This window comes from Amycolatopsis sp. NPDC049159 (assembly GCF_040648295.1).
Lineage (GTDB): Bacteria > Actinomycetota > Actinomycetes > Mycobacteriales > Pseudonocardiaceae > Amycolatopsis > Amycolatopsis pretoriensis_A.
In genome coordinates, this window is sequence record NZ_JBEZDL010000010.1 from 101,778 (window position 1) to 121,000 (window position 19,223).

A 19,223-nucleotide genomic window follows, 5' to 3' on the forward strand; every position below is an offset into this window, starting at 1 on the left:
ACGAAACCGCGGAGACCGACCACCATGGCCACAGCACCGGACAAGATCGTCGAAGCCCTGCGCGCGTCGCTCAAGGAGAGCGACCGGCTGCGGGAAGTCAACCGACGGCTCGAAGCGGCGGCGGGCGAACCGATCGCCGTCATCGGGATGAGCTGCCGCTACCCCGGCGGCGCCGGGTCCCCCGAAGCACTGTGGGACCTCGTCGCCCGCGGCGGCGACGCCGTCACCGGCTTCCCGGCCCGCCGCGGCTGGGACCTCGAAGGGCTCTACGACCCGGACCCGGACGAGCCGGGCAAGGTCTACACCCGCGAAGGCGGCTTCCTGCACGACGCCGACCACTTCGACCCGGCGTTCTTCGGCATCAGCCCGCGTGACGCCCTCGCCATCGACCCGCAGCAGCGGCTCCTGCTGGAGGTGTCGCACGAGGCGTTCGAGCGGGCCGGGCTGACCACGGACGCGGTGCGCGGCAGCCGCACCGGCGTGTTCGCCGGGGTGATGTACAACGACTACGCGGGCCGGATGTACCAGGTCCCGGAGGGCTTCGAGGGCCTGCTCGGCAACGGCAGCGCGGGCAGCGTCGCGTCCGGGCGGCTCGCCTACACCTTCGGGCTCGAAGGGCCGGCGGTCACCGTCGACACGGCGTGCTCGTCGTCGCTGGTCGCCGTCCACCTGGCCGCGCAGGCCCTGCGCCAGGGCGACTGCAGCCTCGCGCTCGCCGGGGGCGTTGCCGTGATGGCGACGCCGTCCGCGCTGATCGAGTTCAGCCGGCAGCGGGCGCTGGCCCCGGACGGCCGCTGCAAGGCGTTCGCGGCCGCCGCCGACGGCACCAGCTGGGCCGAGGGCGCCGGAGTCCTGCTCCTGGAACGGCTTTCCGACGCCGAGCGCCTCGGCCACCCGATCCTCGCGGTGGTGCGCGGCACCGCGGTGAACTCCGACGGCGCGTCCAACGGCATGACCGCGCCCAACGGTCTCGCCCAGCAGCGCGTGATCCGCGCGGCGCTGGCCAACGCGGGGCTGACCGCGTCCGAAGTGGACGCCGTCGAAGCGCACGGCACCGGAACTTCCCTGGGTGACCCGATCGAAGCCGAGGCGCTGCTGGCGACGTACGGGCAGGACCGGGAGCGGCCGCTGTGGCTGGGGTCGCTGAAGTCCAACATCGGGCACACGCAGGCCGCCGCCGGGGTCGGCGGGATGATCAAGATGATCCAGGCGATGCGCCACGGCGTGCTGCCTCGCACGTTGCACGTCGACGCGCCTTCGCCGCACGTCGACTGGGCGTCCGGTGCGGTCGAGCTGCTCACCGAGCCGGTGGAATGGCCGGAGACCGACGTCCGGCGGGCGGGCGTCTCGTCGTTCGGCGTGAGCGGCACGAACGCCCACGTCATCCTCGAAGCCCGGCCGCGACCCGAGCCCGCCCCCGCCGTGGCGGATCCGGTGGTGCCGTGGGTCCTTTCGGCTCGCAGTGAGCCGGCGTTGCGTGACCAGGCCCGGAACCTGCTGTCACTTGTGGACGGTGACCCAGCCGCCGTCGGGGCCGCGCTCGTGCGGACGCGGCAGGTGTACGAGCACCGGGCCGTCGTCGCCGGGGATCTACGGGCCGGGCTGACCGCGCTGGCCGAGCAGGGTGTCGGCGCCGAAGCCGCGCGAGGGACACGCCGGGCCGTGTTCGTCTTCCCCGGACAGGGTTCGCAGTGGGCCGGGATGGGACAGGAACTCCTGGCGACCGAACCGGTGTTCGCCGCGCGGCTGGCCGAATGCGCGGCCGCGCTGAAGCCCTTCGTGGACTGGGACCTGCTCGACGTCCTCGACGGCGACCTCCAGCGCGTCGACGTCGTGCAGCCGGCGCTCTGGGCCGTCATGGTGTCGCTCGCCGAAGTCTGGCGCTCCCACGGTGTCGAGCCCGCCGCCGTGATCGGGCACTCCCAAGGTGAGATCGCCGCCGCCGTCGTCGCGGGTGGACTGTCGCTTGAGGACGGCGCGCGCGTGGTCGCGCTGCGGAGCAAGGCGATCCTGCGGCTGTCCGGCCGCGGTGGCATGGTTTCGCTCACCGTTCCCGTGGCACGCGCGGAAGAGCTGATCGCGCCGTGGGGTGAGCGGCTGTCGATCGCTGCCGTCAACGGGCCGTCCTCGGTCGTCGTCTCCGGCGACGCCGCCGCTCTCGACGAACTGCTGGCCCAGGACGTCCCGGCCAAGCGGATCGCCGTCGACTACGCGTCCCACTCCGCCCACGTCGAGAGCATCGAAGCCGAGCTCCTCGAAGCGCTGGCCCCGATCCGCCCGGTCGCCGGTGACGTCCCGTTCCACTCCACCGTCACCGGCGACCTGCTCGACACCGCCGCGCTCGACGCCGCGTACTGGTACCGCAACCTGCGCCAGACCGTCCACTTCGACCGGGCCGTGCGCGGCTTCGGCGGCAAGCCCGTGTTCGTCGAGTGCAGCCCGCACCCGGTGCTCGTCCCCGGCCTCGACGACGCCGCGGTCGGCACCCTCCGCCGCGGCGACGGCGGCCGCGCCCGGCTGCTCACCTCGCTCGGCACCGCCTTCGGCCACGGCGTCGCCGTCGACTGGGCCCGCGAGTTCGACGGCGTCGACGCGACCGGCGTCGAACTGCCGACCTACCCGTTCCAGCGGACGCCGTTCTGGCTCGACGCCCCGGCCGTCACCGGTGACCTCGCTGGGCTCGGTTCGGCCGGGCACCCGCTGCTCGGCGCGGTCGTCGCGCTCGCCGACGGCGACGGCTACCTGTTCACCGGCCGGCTTTCGCCGAAGTCGCACCCGTGGCTGGCCGACCACGTCGTCCGCGGTTCGGTCGTGCTGCCCGGCACGGCGATGCTCGAACTCGCCGCGCGCGCCGCGCAGGAGACCGGCACCCGGGTCGTCGAGGACCTCGTCCTGGAGACCCCGCTGGTGCTGCCCGAGCAGGGCGCCCTCGAGGTCCAGGTCTCGGTCGGCGCGCCCGACGGCACCGGACGCCGCCCGGTCGGCGTGTTCAGCCGGGACGGCGACGACGGCTGGACCCGGCACGCGAGCGGCGTGCTCGGCGGCCCCGAGCCGGCGGGCACGGACCTGCTGACCTGGCCTCCGACCGGCGCCGACGCCCTCGACGTCGACGGCCTCCACGACCGGTTCGCCGCCCAGGGCTTCGCCTACGGCCCGGCGTTCCGCGGGCTGCGCGCGGCCTGGCAGCTCGGCGAGGAGCTCTACGCCGAAGTCGCGCTCCCGGCGGACCTCGCCCCCGAGGCGGCCCGGTTCGGCCTGCACCCGGCGCTGCTCGACGCGGCCCTGCAAGCCGCGGCCCTCGGCGGCGGCGAGCGGGCCGTGATGCCGTTCGCGTGGTCCGGCGCGGTCCTGCACGCGGGCGGCCCGGCCACCCTGCGCGTCCGCATCCGGCCGGCCGGCGACGACGCCGTCGCGCTCGACATCGCCGACGGCGCCGGGGTCGCCGTGGCCACCGTGTCGTCGCTGGTCCTGCGGCCGCTCGCCGCGCAGCAGCTCGTCACCGACTCGCTGTTCCGTCCGGAGTGGACACCGGTCACGGTGCCGTCCGATGTGGACACCGACTTGACGCTGGTGCCCGTCGCCGGCGATCCGGCCGACGTCGGCGGGAGCGTCCGGCGCGTCCTGGCCGAGGCGCTCCAGGTGATCCAGGACCACCTGGACGGCGACGGCCGCCTGGTGTTCGTCACCCGGGGCGCGACCACCGGCGAAGACCCCGCGGCCGCCGCCGTCTGGGGCCTGGTCCGTTCGGTCCGCGCCGAGCACCCCGGCCGGTTCCTGCTCGCGGACACCGACACCGACGACCTCACCCCGCTCCTCGCCGTGCTCGCCGCGGGGGAGGAGCCCGAAGCGGTCCTGCGCGACGGCGTCGTGCTCGTACCGCGGCTGGCCCGCGCCGAGCAGCCGGACGCCGAGGCCGCGCCCGCGTTCGACGTCAGCGGCACGGTCCTGATCACCGGCGGCACCGGCGCGCTCGGCTCGCTGCTGGCCCGGCACCTCGTCACCGAGTACGGCGCCCGCCACCTGCTGCTGACCAGCCGCACCGGTGCGCCCCACCCCGGCCTCGCCGACCTCGACGCGGACGTCCGCGTCGTCGGGTGCGACGTCGCCGACCGCGCGCAGCTCGCCGCGGTCCTCGAAGACGAGCAGGTCACCGCCGTCGTGCACGCCGCGGGTGCGCTCGCCGACGGCGTCGTCGAGTCGCTGACCACCGAGGACTTCGAGAAGGTGCTGCGGCCCAAGGTGGATGCCGCGCTGGTCCTGGACGAACTCACCGACGCCCCGACGTTCGTGCTGTTCTCCTCCGCGACCGGCACGCTCGGCAGCGCCGGGCAGGCCGCCTACGCCGCCGCGAACGCGGTCCTCGACGCCCTCGCGCGGCGACGGCCGGGCGCGCAGTCGCTGGCCTGGGGCCTGTGGGCGCGCAGCGGCGGCATGACCGGCGCGATGACCGACCTCGACCGGCGGCGGATGACCCGCGCCGGCTTCCCGCCGCTGGCCGACGAGCAGGGCCTCGCGCTGTTCGACACCGCCCGCACGCTGGCCGACGCCGTGCTCGTGCCGGTGAAGCTGAACGTCGCCGCGCTGCGCGACCAGCCGGTGCCGCCGGTGCTGCGCAAGCTGGTCCCGGCCCGCGCGGCCGCGGTCGATCCCGGCCTGCGGTCGAGGCTGGCCGGGCTCGACGAAGCCGGGCGCGAGCGTCTGCTGACCGAGATCGTCCGCACGCAGGTCGCCGTGGTGCTCGGCCACGCCGAAGTGTCCACTGTGGACGTCTCGATGGCGTTCCGGGACCTGGGGTTCGACTCGCTGACCGCAGTCGAGCTGCGCAACCGGCTCTCGGCCGCGACCGGGCTGCGGCTGCCCGCCGCGCTCGTGTTCGACCACCCGACGCCGGTCGCGCTCGCCGCGTTCCTGCGGACCGAACTCGGCGGGGCCTCGGCCACCCGGGAGACGGCGACGGTGGCCGCGTCGGACGAGCCGATCGCGATCGTCGGGATGAGCTGCCGGTTCCCGGGCGGGGTCACCTCGCCGGAAGACCTCTGGCGGCTGCTGGACGACGGCGTCGACGCCGTCGGCGAGTTCCCGGCAGACCGCGGCTGGGACGTCGAAGGGCTCTACGACCCCGAGCCGAAGCCCGGCAAGACCTACGTCCGCGCGGGTGGGTTCCTCGACGGCGCCGCGGACTTCGACCCCGGCTTCTTCGGCATCTCGCCGCGGGAAGCCCTCGCCATGGACCCGCAGCACCGCCTGCTGCTGGAAGCGGCGTGGGAGGCGTTCGAGCGGGCCGGCCTCGACCCCGGCACGCTGCGCGGCAGCCGGACCGGCGTGTTCGCCGGGCTGATGTACCACGACTACGGCCCCCGCCTGTCCGACGGCCCGGACGACGTCGAGGGCTTCCTCGGCGTGGGCAACTCCGGCAGCGTCGCCTCGGGCCGGATCGCCTACACGTTCGGCCTCGAAGGCCCGGCGGTCACGGTCGACACGGCGTGCTCGTCGTCGCTGGTCGGCCTGCACCTGGCCGTCCAGTCGCTGCGCTCGGGCGAGTGCACGATGGCGCTGGCGGGCGGCGCGACGGTGATGGCCACCCCCGGCACGTTCGTCGAGTTTTCGCACCAGCGCGGACTTTCGCGCGACGGGCGCTGCAAGGCGTTCTCGGCCGACGCGGACGGCGCCGGCTGGGCCGAAGGCGTCGGCATGCTCCTGGTGGAACGGCTTTCCGACGCGCGGCGGCTCGGGCACCCCGTGCTCGCCGTGGTCCGCGGGACCGCGGTGAACTCCGACGGCGCGTCCAACGGCCTCACCGCGCCCAACGGCCCGTCGCAGCAGCGGGTGATCCGCGCCGCGCTGGCGAACGCCGGGCTGCGGCCGTCCGATGTGGACGTCGTCGAGGCGCACGGGACCGGGACGTCGCTGGGCGACCCGATCGAAGCGGACGCGCTGCTGGCGACCTACGGCCAGGACCGCGCGCACCCGTTGCTGCTCGGCTCGGTGAAGTCGAACATCGGGCACGCGCAGGCCGCCGCCGGGGTCGCCGGCGTCGTCAAGATGGTGCTCGCGCTCGGCCACGACACCGTGCCGCGCACCCTGCACGCCGCGACGCCGACCCCGCACGTGGACTGGTCGTCCGGCGCGATCCGGCTGCTTTCGGCGCCCGAGCCGTGGCCGTCGACGGGCCGGCCGCGACGGGCGGCGGTCTCGTCGTTCGGGATCAGCGGGACCAACGCGCACGTGATCCTCGAAGCGGCTCCCGCGGTGGAGCCGGCCGCGGTCGAGCGGGTGGTGCCGCCGGTGGTGCCGTGGGTGTTCTCGGCCCGGAGCGCGGAGGCTCTGCAAGCTCAGGTGGGTTCGCTGAGCGGCGATCTGCTGGACGTCGGGTTCTCGCTGGTCACCACCCGGGCACTGTTCGAGCACCGCACGGTCGTCCTCGACGGCGACGCGATCACCGGGGTGGCCCGGCCGGGGCGCCGGGTGGTGTTCGTGTTCCCGGGGCAAGGTTCCCAGTGGTCCGGGATGGGCCGGGAGCTGATCGGTTCGTCGCCGGTGTTCGCGGCGCGGATGGCCGAGTGCGCGGCGGCGCTGGAGCCCTTTGTGGACTGGAAGCTCCTGGACGCGCTCGACGGTGATCTGGAGCGGGTCGACGTCGTGCAGCCGGTGCTGTGGGCCGTGATGGTCTCTCTGGCCGAGGTCTGGCGGTCGTACGGCGTCGAGCCTGACGCGGTCGTCGGGCACTCACAGGGCGAGATCGCGGCTGCGGTGGTCGCGGGTGGACTGTCTCTTGAGGACGGTGCTCGTGTGGTCGCGCTGCGGAGCAAGGCGATCCTGCGGCTGTCGGGCCTGGGTGGCATGGTGTCGCTGGCCGCGCCGGTCGAGCGGGCCCGGGAGCTGATCGCGCCGTGGGACGGGCGGATCTCGGTGGCGGCGGTGAACGGTCCGTCGTCAGTCGTGGTGTCCGGTGAGGCCGCCGCGCTCGATGAACTGCTGGCTTCGGTGGACGTGCGGGCGCGGCGGATCGCCGTCGACTACGCGTCGCACTCGGCGCAGGTCGAGCTGCTGGCCGACGAGCTGGCTTCGGTACTGGCCGAGGTGACGCCCCGGTCCGGGCGGATTCCGTTCGTGTCCGCGGTGACCGGGGAAGTGCTGGACACCGCCGGGCTGGACGCGGCCTACTGGTACCGCAACCTGCGCGAACCCGTGCGGTTCGACCAGGCCATCGGCGGGTTGCTGGAATCAGGGCACACGGCGTTCGTCGAGTGCAGCGCGCACCCGGTGCTGACGGCGGGCGTCGAGGAGACGGCCGACGCTCGTGAGGTGGTGGCCACCGGCACCCTGCGCCGGGACGACGGCGGTGTCGACCGGCTCGCCCGATCCCTGGCGGAGGCGTTCGTGGCCGGTGTCCCGGTCGACTGGACGGTGGCGTTCCGCGGGACCGGCGCGGCCCGGGTCGAGCTGCCCACGTATCCGTTCCGGCACCGGCGGTTCTGGCCGAGCGACCCGGAACCGCGCACGGCGAACCCGGTCGACGACCGGTTCTGGGACGCGCTCGAGCGCGCGGACCTGGGCGCACTCGGCGTCGACGAGGAACAGCGTGCGGCCCTGGACTCGGTGCTGCCGGCCCTGTCGTCCTGGCGGCGGCGCAGCCAGGACAAGTCCACTGTGGATGGCTGGCGCTACCGCGTCACCTGGCGGCCGCTGAAGCCCGCCGCGGCCCAGCTGAGCGGCCGCTGGCTGCTCGTGGTTCCCGAAGGCGGCACCGATTCACTCGAGGCCTCGCTCACCGCGCGCGGGGCGGAGGTCACCCGGCTGCCCGTCGACCCGGCCGCCGACCGCCCGGCGCTGGCCGCGCTGCTGGCCGGACACGAGGACGTCGACGGCGTCGTCTCGCTGCTCGCCGCCGCACCCGGCCGGCACCCGGCGTACCCGGCCGTCCCGCTGGCGCACGCCGCCACCGTCACCCTCGTCCAGGCACTCGGGGACGCGGGTGTCGAAGCACCGCTCTGGGTCCTCACCCGGGGTGCGCTGAGCACCGGCCCGGCCGACCCCGTCGAAGATCCCGAGCAGGCCCTCGTCTGGGGCCTCGGCCCGGTCGTCGGCCAGGAGCACCCCGCGCGCTGGGGTGGCCTGATCGACCTGCCCGCCACGGGGGACGTCGCCGACCAGGTCGCCGCCGTGCTGGCGGCGCCGGGCGGCGAAGACCAGCTCGCGGTCCGGGCCTCCGGTGTGCTCGCCCGGCGGCTGGCGCACGCCACCGGCGGTGGCACCGCGAAGGCGTGGCGGCCCCGGGGAACCGTGCTCGTCACCGGCGGCACCGGGGCCCTCGGCGCGCACGTCGCCCGGTGGCTCGCCCGCGGCGGGGCCGAGCACGTCATCCTCACCGGACGCCGGGGTCTCGACGCGCCCGGCGCTCCCGAGCTGGTGGCCGAACTGGAACAACTCTGCCGCGTCAGCGTGTCCACTGTGGACCTAGCCGACCGCGAGGCGCTCGCGGCGCTGCTGGACGGCGCCGGGCTGACCGCCGTCGTGCACACCGCCGCCGCGCTCGACGACGCGCTCCTCGAGCAGCTCACCCTCGAGCAGGTCGAGCACGTCCTGCGGGTCAAGGCCGAAGCCGCGGTCAACCTCCACGAGCTGACCCACGACCTCGACGCGTTCGTGCTGTTCTCCTCCTTCGGCGGCATGTTCGGCGCCGCGGGCCAGGGCAACTACGCCCCCGGCAACGCCTTCGTCGACGCCCTCGCGCGCCGGCGGCGGGCCGAAGGGCTGCCCGCGACCGCCGTCGTCTGGGGGCACTGGGCCGCGGGCGGCATGGCCACCGGCGCCGTCGAGGAGCGCATGCTCTCTCGCGGCGTCCCCGCGATGGACCCCGACCTGGCGATCGCGGCCCTGCAGCGCGTGCTCGACCACGACGAGACCAGCGCGGTCGTCGTCGACATCGACTGGGCCCGCGTCGTCGCCGTGTCCGGGACGCCGAGCCCGCTGTTCCGCGAGATCCCCGAGGTCCGGCGGCTCGTCGCCGAGGCCGCCCCGGAAGCGGCGACCGACTTCCTCGGGGTCGTCCGCGCGCAGGTCGCGGCCGTGCTCGGCTACGACTCCGGCGCCGACGTCGACGCCGACCGGGCGTTCCGCGACCTCGGCTTCGACTCGGTCACCGCCATCGAGCTGCGCAACCGCCTCCAGGCGGCCACCGGACGGCGGCTGCCCGCGACGCTCGTTTTCGACTACCCGAACCCCGAAGCGCTGGCCCGGCACCTCGGCGGCGAGCAGGAGACCGCCGCCTCCGTCACCACGGCGAGGACCGACGAGCCCATCGCGATCGTCGCCATGAGCTGCCGGTTCCCCGGGGGCGTCGGCTCGCCCGACGACCTGTGGCGGATGCTCGACACGGGCGGCGAGGGCATCTCCGGGTTCCCCGCCGACCGCGGCTGGGACCTCGGCGGCCTCTTCGACCCGGACCCGGACGCCCCCGGCAAGACGTATGTGCGGGAAGGCGGTTTCCTCGACGGCGTCGCGGACTTCGACCCCGCGTTCTTCGGGATCAGCCCCCGCGAAGCCCTTGCGATGGACCCGCAGCAGCGGCTGCTCCTGGAGACGTCGTGGGAGGCGTTCGAAAGCGCCGGCATCACCCCGGCCACCCTGCGCGGCAGCCGGACCGGCGTCTTCGTCGGCGCGAGCACGTCGTCCTACGGCGCCAACCTGGCCGAACCGCCGGAAGGCACCGAAGGGCACCTGCTCACCGGCACCTCGATGAGCGTCACCGCCGGCCGGCTCGCCTACACCTACGGCACCGAAGGCCCGGCCGTCACGCTCGACACGGCGTGCTCGTCGTCGCTGGTCGCGCTGCACATGGCCGGGCAGTCGCTGCGCAGCGGGGAAAGCGAGCTGGCGATCGCCGGCGGCGTGACCGTGATGGCGTCGCCGGCGCCGTTCGTGCTGTTCAGCCGTCAGCGCGGGCTCGCGAAGGACGGCCGCTGCAAGGCGTTCTCCGCCGACGCGGACGGGATGGGTATGGCCGAGGGCATCGGCATGGTCGTCCTGGAACGGCTTTCCGACGCCCAGCGCAACGGCCACCCGGTGCTCGCCGTCATCCGCGGTTCGGCGGTCAACTCCGACGGCGCGTCGAACGGTCTCACCGCGCCGAACGGCCCGTCGCAGCAACGGGTGATCCGGCAGGCGCTCAGTGTCGCCGGGCTGCAGCCGTCCGATGTGGACGCCGTCGAAGCGCACGGCACCGGTACGTCGCTGGGTGACCCGATCGAGGCGCAGGCCCTGCTGGCCACCTACGGCCAGGACCGTGCCGAGCCGTTGTGGCTGGGCAGTGTCAAGTCGAACATCGGGCACACGCAGGCCGCTTCCGGGGTCGCGGGCGTGATCAAGATGGTCATGGCCCTGCGCCACGGCGTCCTGCCGCGCACGCTGCACGCCGCCGAGCGCTCGACCCACATCGACTGGACGGCGGGCTCGGTCGAGCTGCTCACCGAGCCGCGGCCGTGGGAACCGGGCGACAAGCCGCGCCGCGCCGGGGTTTCCTCCTTCGGCGTCAGCGGTACCAATGCGCACCTGATCCTGGAGCAGGCGCCCGGAACGACGCCGGCCGAGCCCGTGACGCCGCCCGCGGTCCCGTGGGTGCTCTCGGCTCGCACCGCCGATGCGTTGCGGGAACAGGCCACCAACCTGCTGTCGCGAGTGGACGCCGCGCACCCGGCTGACGTCGGGTTCTCGCTGGCGACCACGCGGTCCGAGTTCGCGCACCGGGCTGTCGTCGTGGGCCGGGACGTCGCCGAACTGCGGGACCGGCTGGGGAAGCTGACCGGGCCCGGCGTCGCGGAAGGCGTGGCCGGGACACCCGGCAAGGTCGTGTTCGTCTTCCCCGGCCAGGGTTCGCAGTGGACCGGCATGGCCGCGGAACTGCTGGACGCCTCCCCGGTGTTCGCCGCGCGGATGGCCGAGTGCGCGGCCGCGCTGACGTCCTATGTGGACTTCCCGGTGCTCGACGTCGTCCAGGCGGGCGAGCCGATCGAGCAGGTGGACGTCGTGCAGCCGGTGCTGTGGGCGATCCTCGTGTCGCTCGCCGCCGTCTGGGAGTCGCTCGGCGTCCGGCCCGACGCCGTGCTCGGGCACAGCCAGGGCGAGATCGCCGCGGCCGTGGTCGCCGGGGGACTGTCCCTCGAGGACGGTGCCCGGGTGGTCGCCCTGCGCAGCCAGGCCATCCGTGAGATCGCCGGCCGGGGCGGGATGGTCTCGGTCGCGCTCGGCGCCGACGCCGTGCGTGCCCGGCTGGCGGACTACGCGGACCTCTCGGTCGCGGCGGTGAACGGGCCCGGTGCGGTCGTGGTGTCCGGAGGTGCGGCCGAGCTGACCCGCTTCCACGACACCTGCGCCGCCGACGGGGTGCGCGTCCGGCGGATCCCGGTGGACTACGCCTCGCACTCGGCCCACGTGTCCCGCATCGAGGACCGGCTGGCCGGGCTGCTGGCCCCGGTGCGCCCGGTGCCCGGCCGGGTGCCGTTCTGCTCGACGGTGACCGGCGAGCCGGTCGACACCGCCACGCTCGACGCGTCCTACTGGTACCGCAACCTGCGTCAGACCGTGGAGTTCGAGCAGGCCACGCAAGCGCTGCTGGAGTCCGGGCACGACGTGTTCGTCGAGTGCAGCCCGCACCCGGTGCTGACGATGGCGATCGGCGGGACGGCCGAGCGCGCCGAACGTCCGGTCGTCACCGGTGGCACCCTCCGGCGGGACGCCGGCGGCGCCGACCGGGTCCTGCTGTCCGCCGGCGAGTTGTACGTCCAGGGGGTGCCGGTCGACTGGGCCGGGGTCTTCCCCGGGGCCGGGCGCGTCGAGCTGCCGGTGTACCCGTTCCAGCACCAGCGGTTCTGGCTGGACTTCCAGCTGCCCGCGGCGGCGAAGGCGGAAGACGCCGGATTCTGGTCCGCGGTGGACGCGGGCGACCCGGCCGGGCTGGCCGCGGTCCTCGGCGCCGACTCCGAAGCGGTGGCGTCGGTGCTGCCCGCGCTGGCGCGCTGGCGGGCCGACCGCGCCGAAGAGTCCGCTGTGGACTCGATGCGCTACACCGTCGAGTGGGAGCCGGCCGCCGAACCGGTCGCGGGCGAGCCGGGCCGCTGGCTGGTCGTCACCGCGGACGGCGGCGACCCGCTCCTCGCGGAATTCACCCGCCACGGCCACGAAGTCGTGGTCGCCGGGCCGGACGGAGAACTCGCCGGCGAGTTCACCGGCGTCGTCTCGCTGCTCGCCGCCGACCGCTCCGAACTGCGGCCCGGCGTCACGGCGGGGCTCGTCGCGAACCTCGTGCTGTCCCAGAAGCTGACCGAAGCCGGGATCACCGCACCGCTGTGGTGCGTGACCCGCGGTGCCGTGCGCGTCACGACGGCGGACCTCCCGCCGGACCCGGTGCAGGCCCAGACCTGGGGTTTCGGGCGCGTGCTCGGCCTCGAACAGCCGCAGCGCTGGGGCGGTCTGGTCGACCTGCCCGCCGACGCGGACGACGCCGCTCTCGGGCGCTGCCTCGCCACCATCACCGGCGCCGGTCCGGAAGACCAGGTCGCCGTCCGCGCCGACGGCGTCTTCGGCAGGCGGCTGGTCCGCGCGGCCAAGCCGGCCACCGCGCCCGCGCCGTGGCGGCCGCGCGGCACCGTCCTGGTCACCGGCGCGACCGGCGCGCTCGGCCCGGTGATCGCCCGCAAGCTCGCCGCGGACGGCGCCGAGCACCTGGTGCTCACCAGCCGCCGGGGCAGCGCGGCGACCGGGATGGCCGAGCTGGCCGCGGAACTCACCGAGGCCGGGGTCGGCGTGACCGTCGCGGCCTGCGACGTCGCCGACCGGGACGCACTGGCGACGCTGGTCGAGAAGACCGAGGCCGACCACGGGCCGATCCGGTCGGTGGTGCACGCCGCCGCGCTGATCCGGCTCACCGCGCTGGCCGAGTCCACTGTGGACGAGTTCGCCGACGTCCTCGCGGCGAAGGTCGCCGGGGCCGCGCACCTCGACGAACTCTTCGCCGGCCGCGACCTCGACGCCTTCGTGCTCTTCTCCTCGATCGCCGGGGTGTGGGGCAGCGGCGACCACGGCGCCTACGCGGCGGGGTCGGCCTACCTCGACGCGCTCGCCGAGCGGCGGCGGGCGGACGGCGGCACGGCGACGTCGATCGCCTGGGGCGTGTGGGACGCCCGGCACGTCCTCGACGACGGCGTCGTGGTCGAGGACCTGATGGACCTCAACCCCGAGTGGCACGGCCTGTCCCCGATGGCGACGGCGGCCGGGATGCGCGGGATGCAGCGGGCGCTCGACCTCGGCGACACCTTCGTCGCGGTCGCCGACGTCGACTGGGCGCGGTTCACCGCCGCGTTCACCTCGGCGCGGCCGAGCCCGCTGCTCGGCGGGATCGAAGACGTCCGGCGCATCCTCGCCGCCGAAGCGGAGGCCGACGCCGCCGCTATCGGGACGATGGAAGCGTTTCGGGAGCGGCTGCTGGCAATGTCGGTCGTCGAGCGGCAACGGACCGTGCTGGAGCTGGTCCGGGGCATGGCGGCGACCGTGCTCGGGCACGATTCGCCGTCGGCGCTCGACCCGGCCCAAGCGTTCCAGGAGCTCGGGTTCGACTCGCTCACCGCGGTCGACCTGCGCAACCGGCTCGCGACGGCCACCGGGCTGCGGCTGCCCGCCACGCTCGTCTTCGACCACCCGAGCGCACAGGCCCTCGCCGCGCACGTCCTCGCCGAGCTCCTGCCCGGCGACGCGGGCACGGGCCTGGCGGAGCTCGACCGGCTGGAGGCGGCGCTCGCGGACGGTGTCGCCGACGGCCCGGCGCGCACGGAGCTGGCGCTGCGGCTGACGACGCTGCTGAGCCGGCTGACCACCGCCGAACCGGCGCCCGGGGACCGCGACCTCGGTGCGGCGACCGACGACGAGCTGTTCGACGTCCTCGACGGCCTGCGCACCCCCTGACCTTTCGCACCTAGGAGCACCACGATGGACACCCCCGAAGAGAAGCTGCGGGAGTACCTCCGCTGGGCCACCACCGACCTGCGCGACACCCGCAAGCGGCTGGCCGACCTCGAAGACCGGACGCACGAGCCGATCGCGATCGTCGGCACCGGCTGCCGGTACCCGGGTGGCGTCCGCTCGGCCGCCGACCTCTGGCGGCTGGTCCACGAGGGCGGCGACGCGGTCGGCGAGTTCCCCGCCGAGCGCGGCTGGGACGTCGAGGCGCTCTACGACCCCGACCCCGACAGCCAGGGCACGACGTACGCGCGCGGCGGCGGCTTCCACCGCGACGCGGGGAAGTTCGACGCGGGCTTCTTTTCGATCAGCCCGCGCGAGGCCCTCGCGATGGACCCGCAGCAGCGGCTGCTCCTGGAGATCGGCTGGGAGGCGTTCGAAAGCGCGGGCATCGACCCGGTGTCGGTGCGCGGCGAGCAGGCGGGTGTGTTCGTCGGCGGCGGGTTCTCCGACTACGGCGGCGCGATGCAGTCCGCGCCCGAAGGCGTCGAAGGCCACCTCGTCACCGGCAAGGCCGGCAGTGTCCTTTCCGGACGGATCGCCTACACCCTCGGCCTGGAGGGGCCGGCCGTCACCGTCGACACGGCGTGTTCGTCGTCGCTGGTCGCGCTGCACCTGGCCGTGCAGGCGCTGCGGCGCGGCGAGTGCACGATGGCGCTGGCCGGCGGCGTGACGATCATGTCGACCCCGGCCGTGCTGATCGAGTTCAGCCGCCAGCGCGGGGTCGCCCCGGACGGGCGCTGCAAGGCGTTCGCGGCGGCGGCCGACGGCATGGGACTGGCCGAGGGCGCGGGCGTGGTGCTGCTCGAGCGGCTTTCGGACGCGGTCGCGAAGGGCCGGACCGTGCTCGCGGTCCTCCGCGGCTCCGCGATCAACCAGGACGGCGCGTCCAACGGCCTGTCCGCCCCGAGCGGCCCCGCCCAGCGGCGCGTGATCCGCCGGGCCCTCGCGGACGCGCGCCTCACACCGGCCGAGATCGACGTCGTCGAGGCGCACGGCACCGGCACCGAGCTGGGCGACCCGATCGAGGCGCAGGCGCTGCTGGCGACGTACGGCCAGTCCCGGTCCGGGGCACCGCTGTGGCTGGGGAGCGTCAAGTCGAACATCGGGCACGCGCAGGCGGCGTCCGGGGTCGCGGGTGTCCTCAAGATGGTCGAGGCGCTGCGGCACGGGGAGCTGCCGAAGACGTTGCACGTCGACGAGCCGTCGCCGCACATCGACTGGGCGTCGGGTGAGGTTTCGCTGCTCACCGAGGCCCGGGAGTGGCCGGCGGCGGACCGGCCCCGGCGGGCGGCGGTGTCGTCGTTCGGGGTGAGCGGCACCAACGCCCACGTGATCCTGGAGGAGGCGCCGGAAGTTGCGGTGTCCTCGAGCCGCGGCGGGCCGGGGGTGGTGCCGTGGGTGTTGTCGGGCAAGACGCAGAGCGCGTTGCGGGCTCGGGCTGCGCAGCTCAGTGCGGTCGAGGGGGAGCCGGCGGACGTCGGGTTTTCGCTGGCCACCACCCGGACCGTGCTGGAGCACCGGGCCGTCGTCCTCGGGTACGGGGACGAGCTGCGGCGCGGGCTGGCCGCGCTGGCCGCCGGTGAGCCTGATCCGGCGGTCGTCGAGGGGACGCCGTCGGGTGGGGGCGGGGTCGTGTTCGTCTTCCCCGGTCAGGGTTCGCAGTGGGCCGGGATGGGGCAGGAACTCCTGGCGGCCGAACCGGTGTTCGCGGCCCGGATGGCCGAGTGTGCGGCAGCCTTGGAGTCCCATGTGGACTGGAAGCTCTTCGACGTCCTCTCCGACGAAGCCGCGTTGCAGCGCGTCGACGTCGTGCAGCCCGCGCTGTGGGCCGTGATGGTGTCGCTGGCCGCGGTGTGGCGCGCCCACGGTGTCGAACCGGCGGCCGTGATCGGGCACAGCCAAGGGGAGATCGCGGCGGCCTGCGTCGCCGGGGCACTGTCCCTCGAGGACGCCGCCATGGTCGTCGCGGTGCGCAGCCGTGAGCTGTTGCGCCTGGCAGGCGGGGGCGGGATGGTCTCGGTCGCGCAGCCGGTCGCCGCGGTGACCGGCCGGATCGAAGGCACCGGGCTGGCGATCGCCGCCGCCAACGGGGCCGCGTCCGTGGTCGTGTCCGGCCCGGCCGACGCGCTCGAGAAGCTCCTGGCCGGGTGCGAGGCCGACGGCGTCCGCGCCCGGCGGATCCCGGTGGACTACGCCTCGCACTCCGAGCAGGTCGAAGCCATCGAAGAGCGGCTTCTCGAAGTCCTCGCGCCGGTGCGGCCGCGGGCGGGGGAGCTGCCGTTCTACTCGACCGTCACCGGCCGCCCGGCCGACCCGACCCAGCTCGACGCCGGCTACTGGTACTGCAACCTGCGCCAGACCGTCGAGTTCGAGCAGGCCACGCGCAAGCTGCTCGCCGACGGCCACGGCGTGTTCGTCGAGTGCAGCCCGCACCCGGTGCTGGCCACGGCCGTGCAGGAAACGGCGGAGGACGCGGGCCGCGAGATCGTGGCGGTCGGCTCGCTCCGCCGTGACGACGGCGGCCGGCCGCGCCTGCTGCGCTCGATGGCCGAGGCCTTCGTGCGCGGGGTGCGCGCGGACTGGGCCACAGCGTTCGAGGGCGCGAACACCGTCCCGCTGCCCACCTACCCGTTCGAAGGCGAGCACTACTGGCTCCCGGCCACGGCGGCCGCCGCGGACCTCGGCTCGGCGGGGCTGGCCTCCGCCGGGCACCCGCTCCTCGGGGCGGCGGCCGAGCTGCCCGACGACGGCGGATTCCTGTTCACCGGAAGGCTTTCGCTGCGCTCCCACCCGTGGCTGGCCGAGCACGCCGTGCACGGCACGGTCCTGCTCGTGGGCACGGCGTTCGTCGAACTCGCCCGGCACGCCGCGGCCGAAGCGGGGTGCGCCGAGGTGGAGGAGCTGGCCTTGGAAGCGCCGCTCGTGCTGCCGCCCGAGGGCGCGGTGCTGATCCGGCTCACCGTCGGCGCGGCCGGCGACGACGGCCGCCGATCCTTGACGCTGCACTCGCGGCCGGAGGACGACCTGCTCGGTGAGTGGACGCGGCACGCCGCCGGGTTCGCCGCGCCGGGTGGCGCCGTCCCGGCGGCCGGGCTCGCGCTGTGGCCGCCGGCGGACGCCGAGCCGGTGCCGCTCGACGACGTCTACGGGCGCGCGGCCGACCGCGGGTTCGCGTACGGGCCGGTGTTCCAGGGCCTGCGGGCCGTCTGGCGGCGTGGCGACGAGGTCTTCGCCGAGGTGGCGCTGCCGCACGAGCACCACGCCGAGGCCGCGCGGTTCGGCGTGCACCCGGCGTTGCTCGACGCCGCCCTGCACGCCGTCGCGCTCGGCTCGTTGAACACCGAAGGCACCGGGCGGCTGCCGTTCTCGTGGGCCGGGGTCCGGCTGTACGCGGCGGGCGCGACGGCGTTGCGCGTGCGCCTCACGCCGTCCGGCACGGAGACGCTGACCGTCGAGGTCGCCGACGAAGCCGGGGCACCGGTCGCGGTGATCGACGCGCTCACCTCGCGCCCCGTCGTACCCGGCCAGGTGCGGGCGGCGCGCCGGTCCGGTCCGCTGTTCCGCGTCGACTGGGTGCCCGGCGGTCCCGGTGCCCGGGTGGACGCCGAGTTCGTCCCGGTTCCGCGGGGCGGCGTCCGGGAAGTGCTGGGTGCGGTGCTGGCCCGCATCCAGTCCGATTTGGACGGTGACCGGCGATTGGTGTTCGTCACCTCCGGGGCGACCAGCGACGATCCGGCCGCCGCGGCCGTCTGGGGACTGGTGCGTTCGGCGCAGGCCGAGCACCCGGACCGGTTCGTCCTGCTCGACCTGGAGCACCCGGGCGACCCGGTGCCCGCCGAGCTGCCCGCGGACGAGAACCAGCTGTCGGTCCGAAGTGGACAGATCTACGTGCCGCGCCTGGCGCCGGTCGCCGCCGAACCGGCCGAGCCGCCGTCGTTCGACGGCAGCGTGCTGATCACCGGCGGCACCGGGACGCTCGGCCGGCTGGTCGCCGGGCACCTGGCGCGGAACGGGACGAAACGGCTGGTGCTGGTGAGCCGGCGCGGGTACGCCGCCCCCGGCGCCGCGGACGTCGTCTCCGGCTTGACCGCGCTGGGTGCCGAGGTGACCGTCGTCGCGTGCGACGTCGCCGATCGGGCCCGGCTCGCGGCGGTCCTCGACGACGTGCCCGACCTCGCCGCCGTGGTGCACACGGCGGGTGCGCTGGACGACGGCGTCGTCGAAACCCTGACACCGGAACGGATCGACGCCGTGCTGCGGGCCAAAGCAGACGCCGCGTGGCACCTCCACGAGCTGGCTCCCGCCGCGCACCTGGTGCTGTTCTCGTCGGCCGCGGGCACGTTCGGCACGCCGGGGCAGGGCAACTACGCCGCCGCCAACGCCTACCTCGACGCGCTGGCCCGGCACCGGCGGGCGCTGGGCCTGCCCGGGCAGTCGCTCGCCTGGGGCCTGTGGGCGGACACCAGCGAACTGACCGGCACGCTCGGCTCGGCCGGTTTGGACCGGTTGCGCCGCACCGGGTCCCGGGCCTTCACCGCCGAGGACGGACTCGCGGCGTTCGACCTGGCGCTGGCGTCCGGCGAGCCGGTGGTGGTGCCGGTGCAGCTCGACCTGCGCGTACGCGGCGACCAGGGCGTGCCGCCGTTGCTGCGGGGGCTGGTCCGCGCGCCGCTGCGGCGGACCGCGGCCGTCGACACCTCGCTGCGCAGTCAGCTGGCCGGGCTCGCGCCGGAGGAACGGGACCGGGTGCTGCTCACGCTCGTACGGGCGCAGGCGGCCGCGGTCCTCGGGCACGCCGGCCCGGGCGCGGTCGAGCCGGGCCGCGGGTTCCTCGACCTCGGGTTCGACTCGCTCACCGCGGTCGAGCTGCGCAACCGGTTGCAGGCCGCGACGGGCGCGCGGCTGCCCGCGACGCTCGTGTTCGACCACCCGACGGCGACAGCGCTGGCCCGGTTCCTCGCCGAGCGGCTCGGCACGGACACCGCTCCGGCGCTCGCGCCCGCGCTCGCCGAACTCGGCCGCCTCGAGTCCGTGCTGGCGCCGTTCACCGGCGAGGCCCGCGAGGCGATCACGGTGCGGCTCAAGGAACTGCTCTCCCGCTGGAGCACCGAACCCGAAGCCGGCCCGGCCGCCGACATCGACGCGGCCACGGACGACGAGCTGTTCGGCGTCCTCGACGAGCTGCGCACCCCCTGACCCCCGCCCGCCGG

2 protein-coding genes are annotated in these 19,223 nt (G+C 75.1%); both read left to right on the forward strand.

From position 1 onward, the window contains the following. Positions 1–24: 24 nt before the first annotated feature. Positions 25–13,956, forward strand: coding sequence for a type I polyketide synthase (locus tag AB0B33_RS19955; RefSeq protein WP_360773682.1), 13,932 nt, complete (start codon positions 25–27; stop codon positions 13,954–13,956). A 24-nt stretch (positions 13,957–13,980) separates the two neighbouring features. Then, positions 13,981–19,209: a type I polyketide synthase gene (locus AB0B33_RS19960; protein ID WP_360773685.1), complete on the forward strand. Its 5,229-nt coding sequence runs from the start codon at positions 13,981–13,983 to the stop codon at positions 19,207–19,209. The last annotated feature ends 14 nt before the right edge of the window (positions 19,210–19,223 follow it).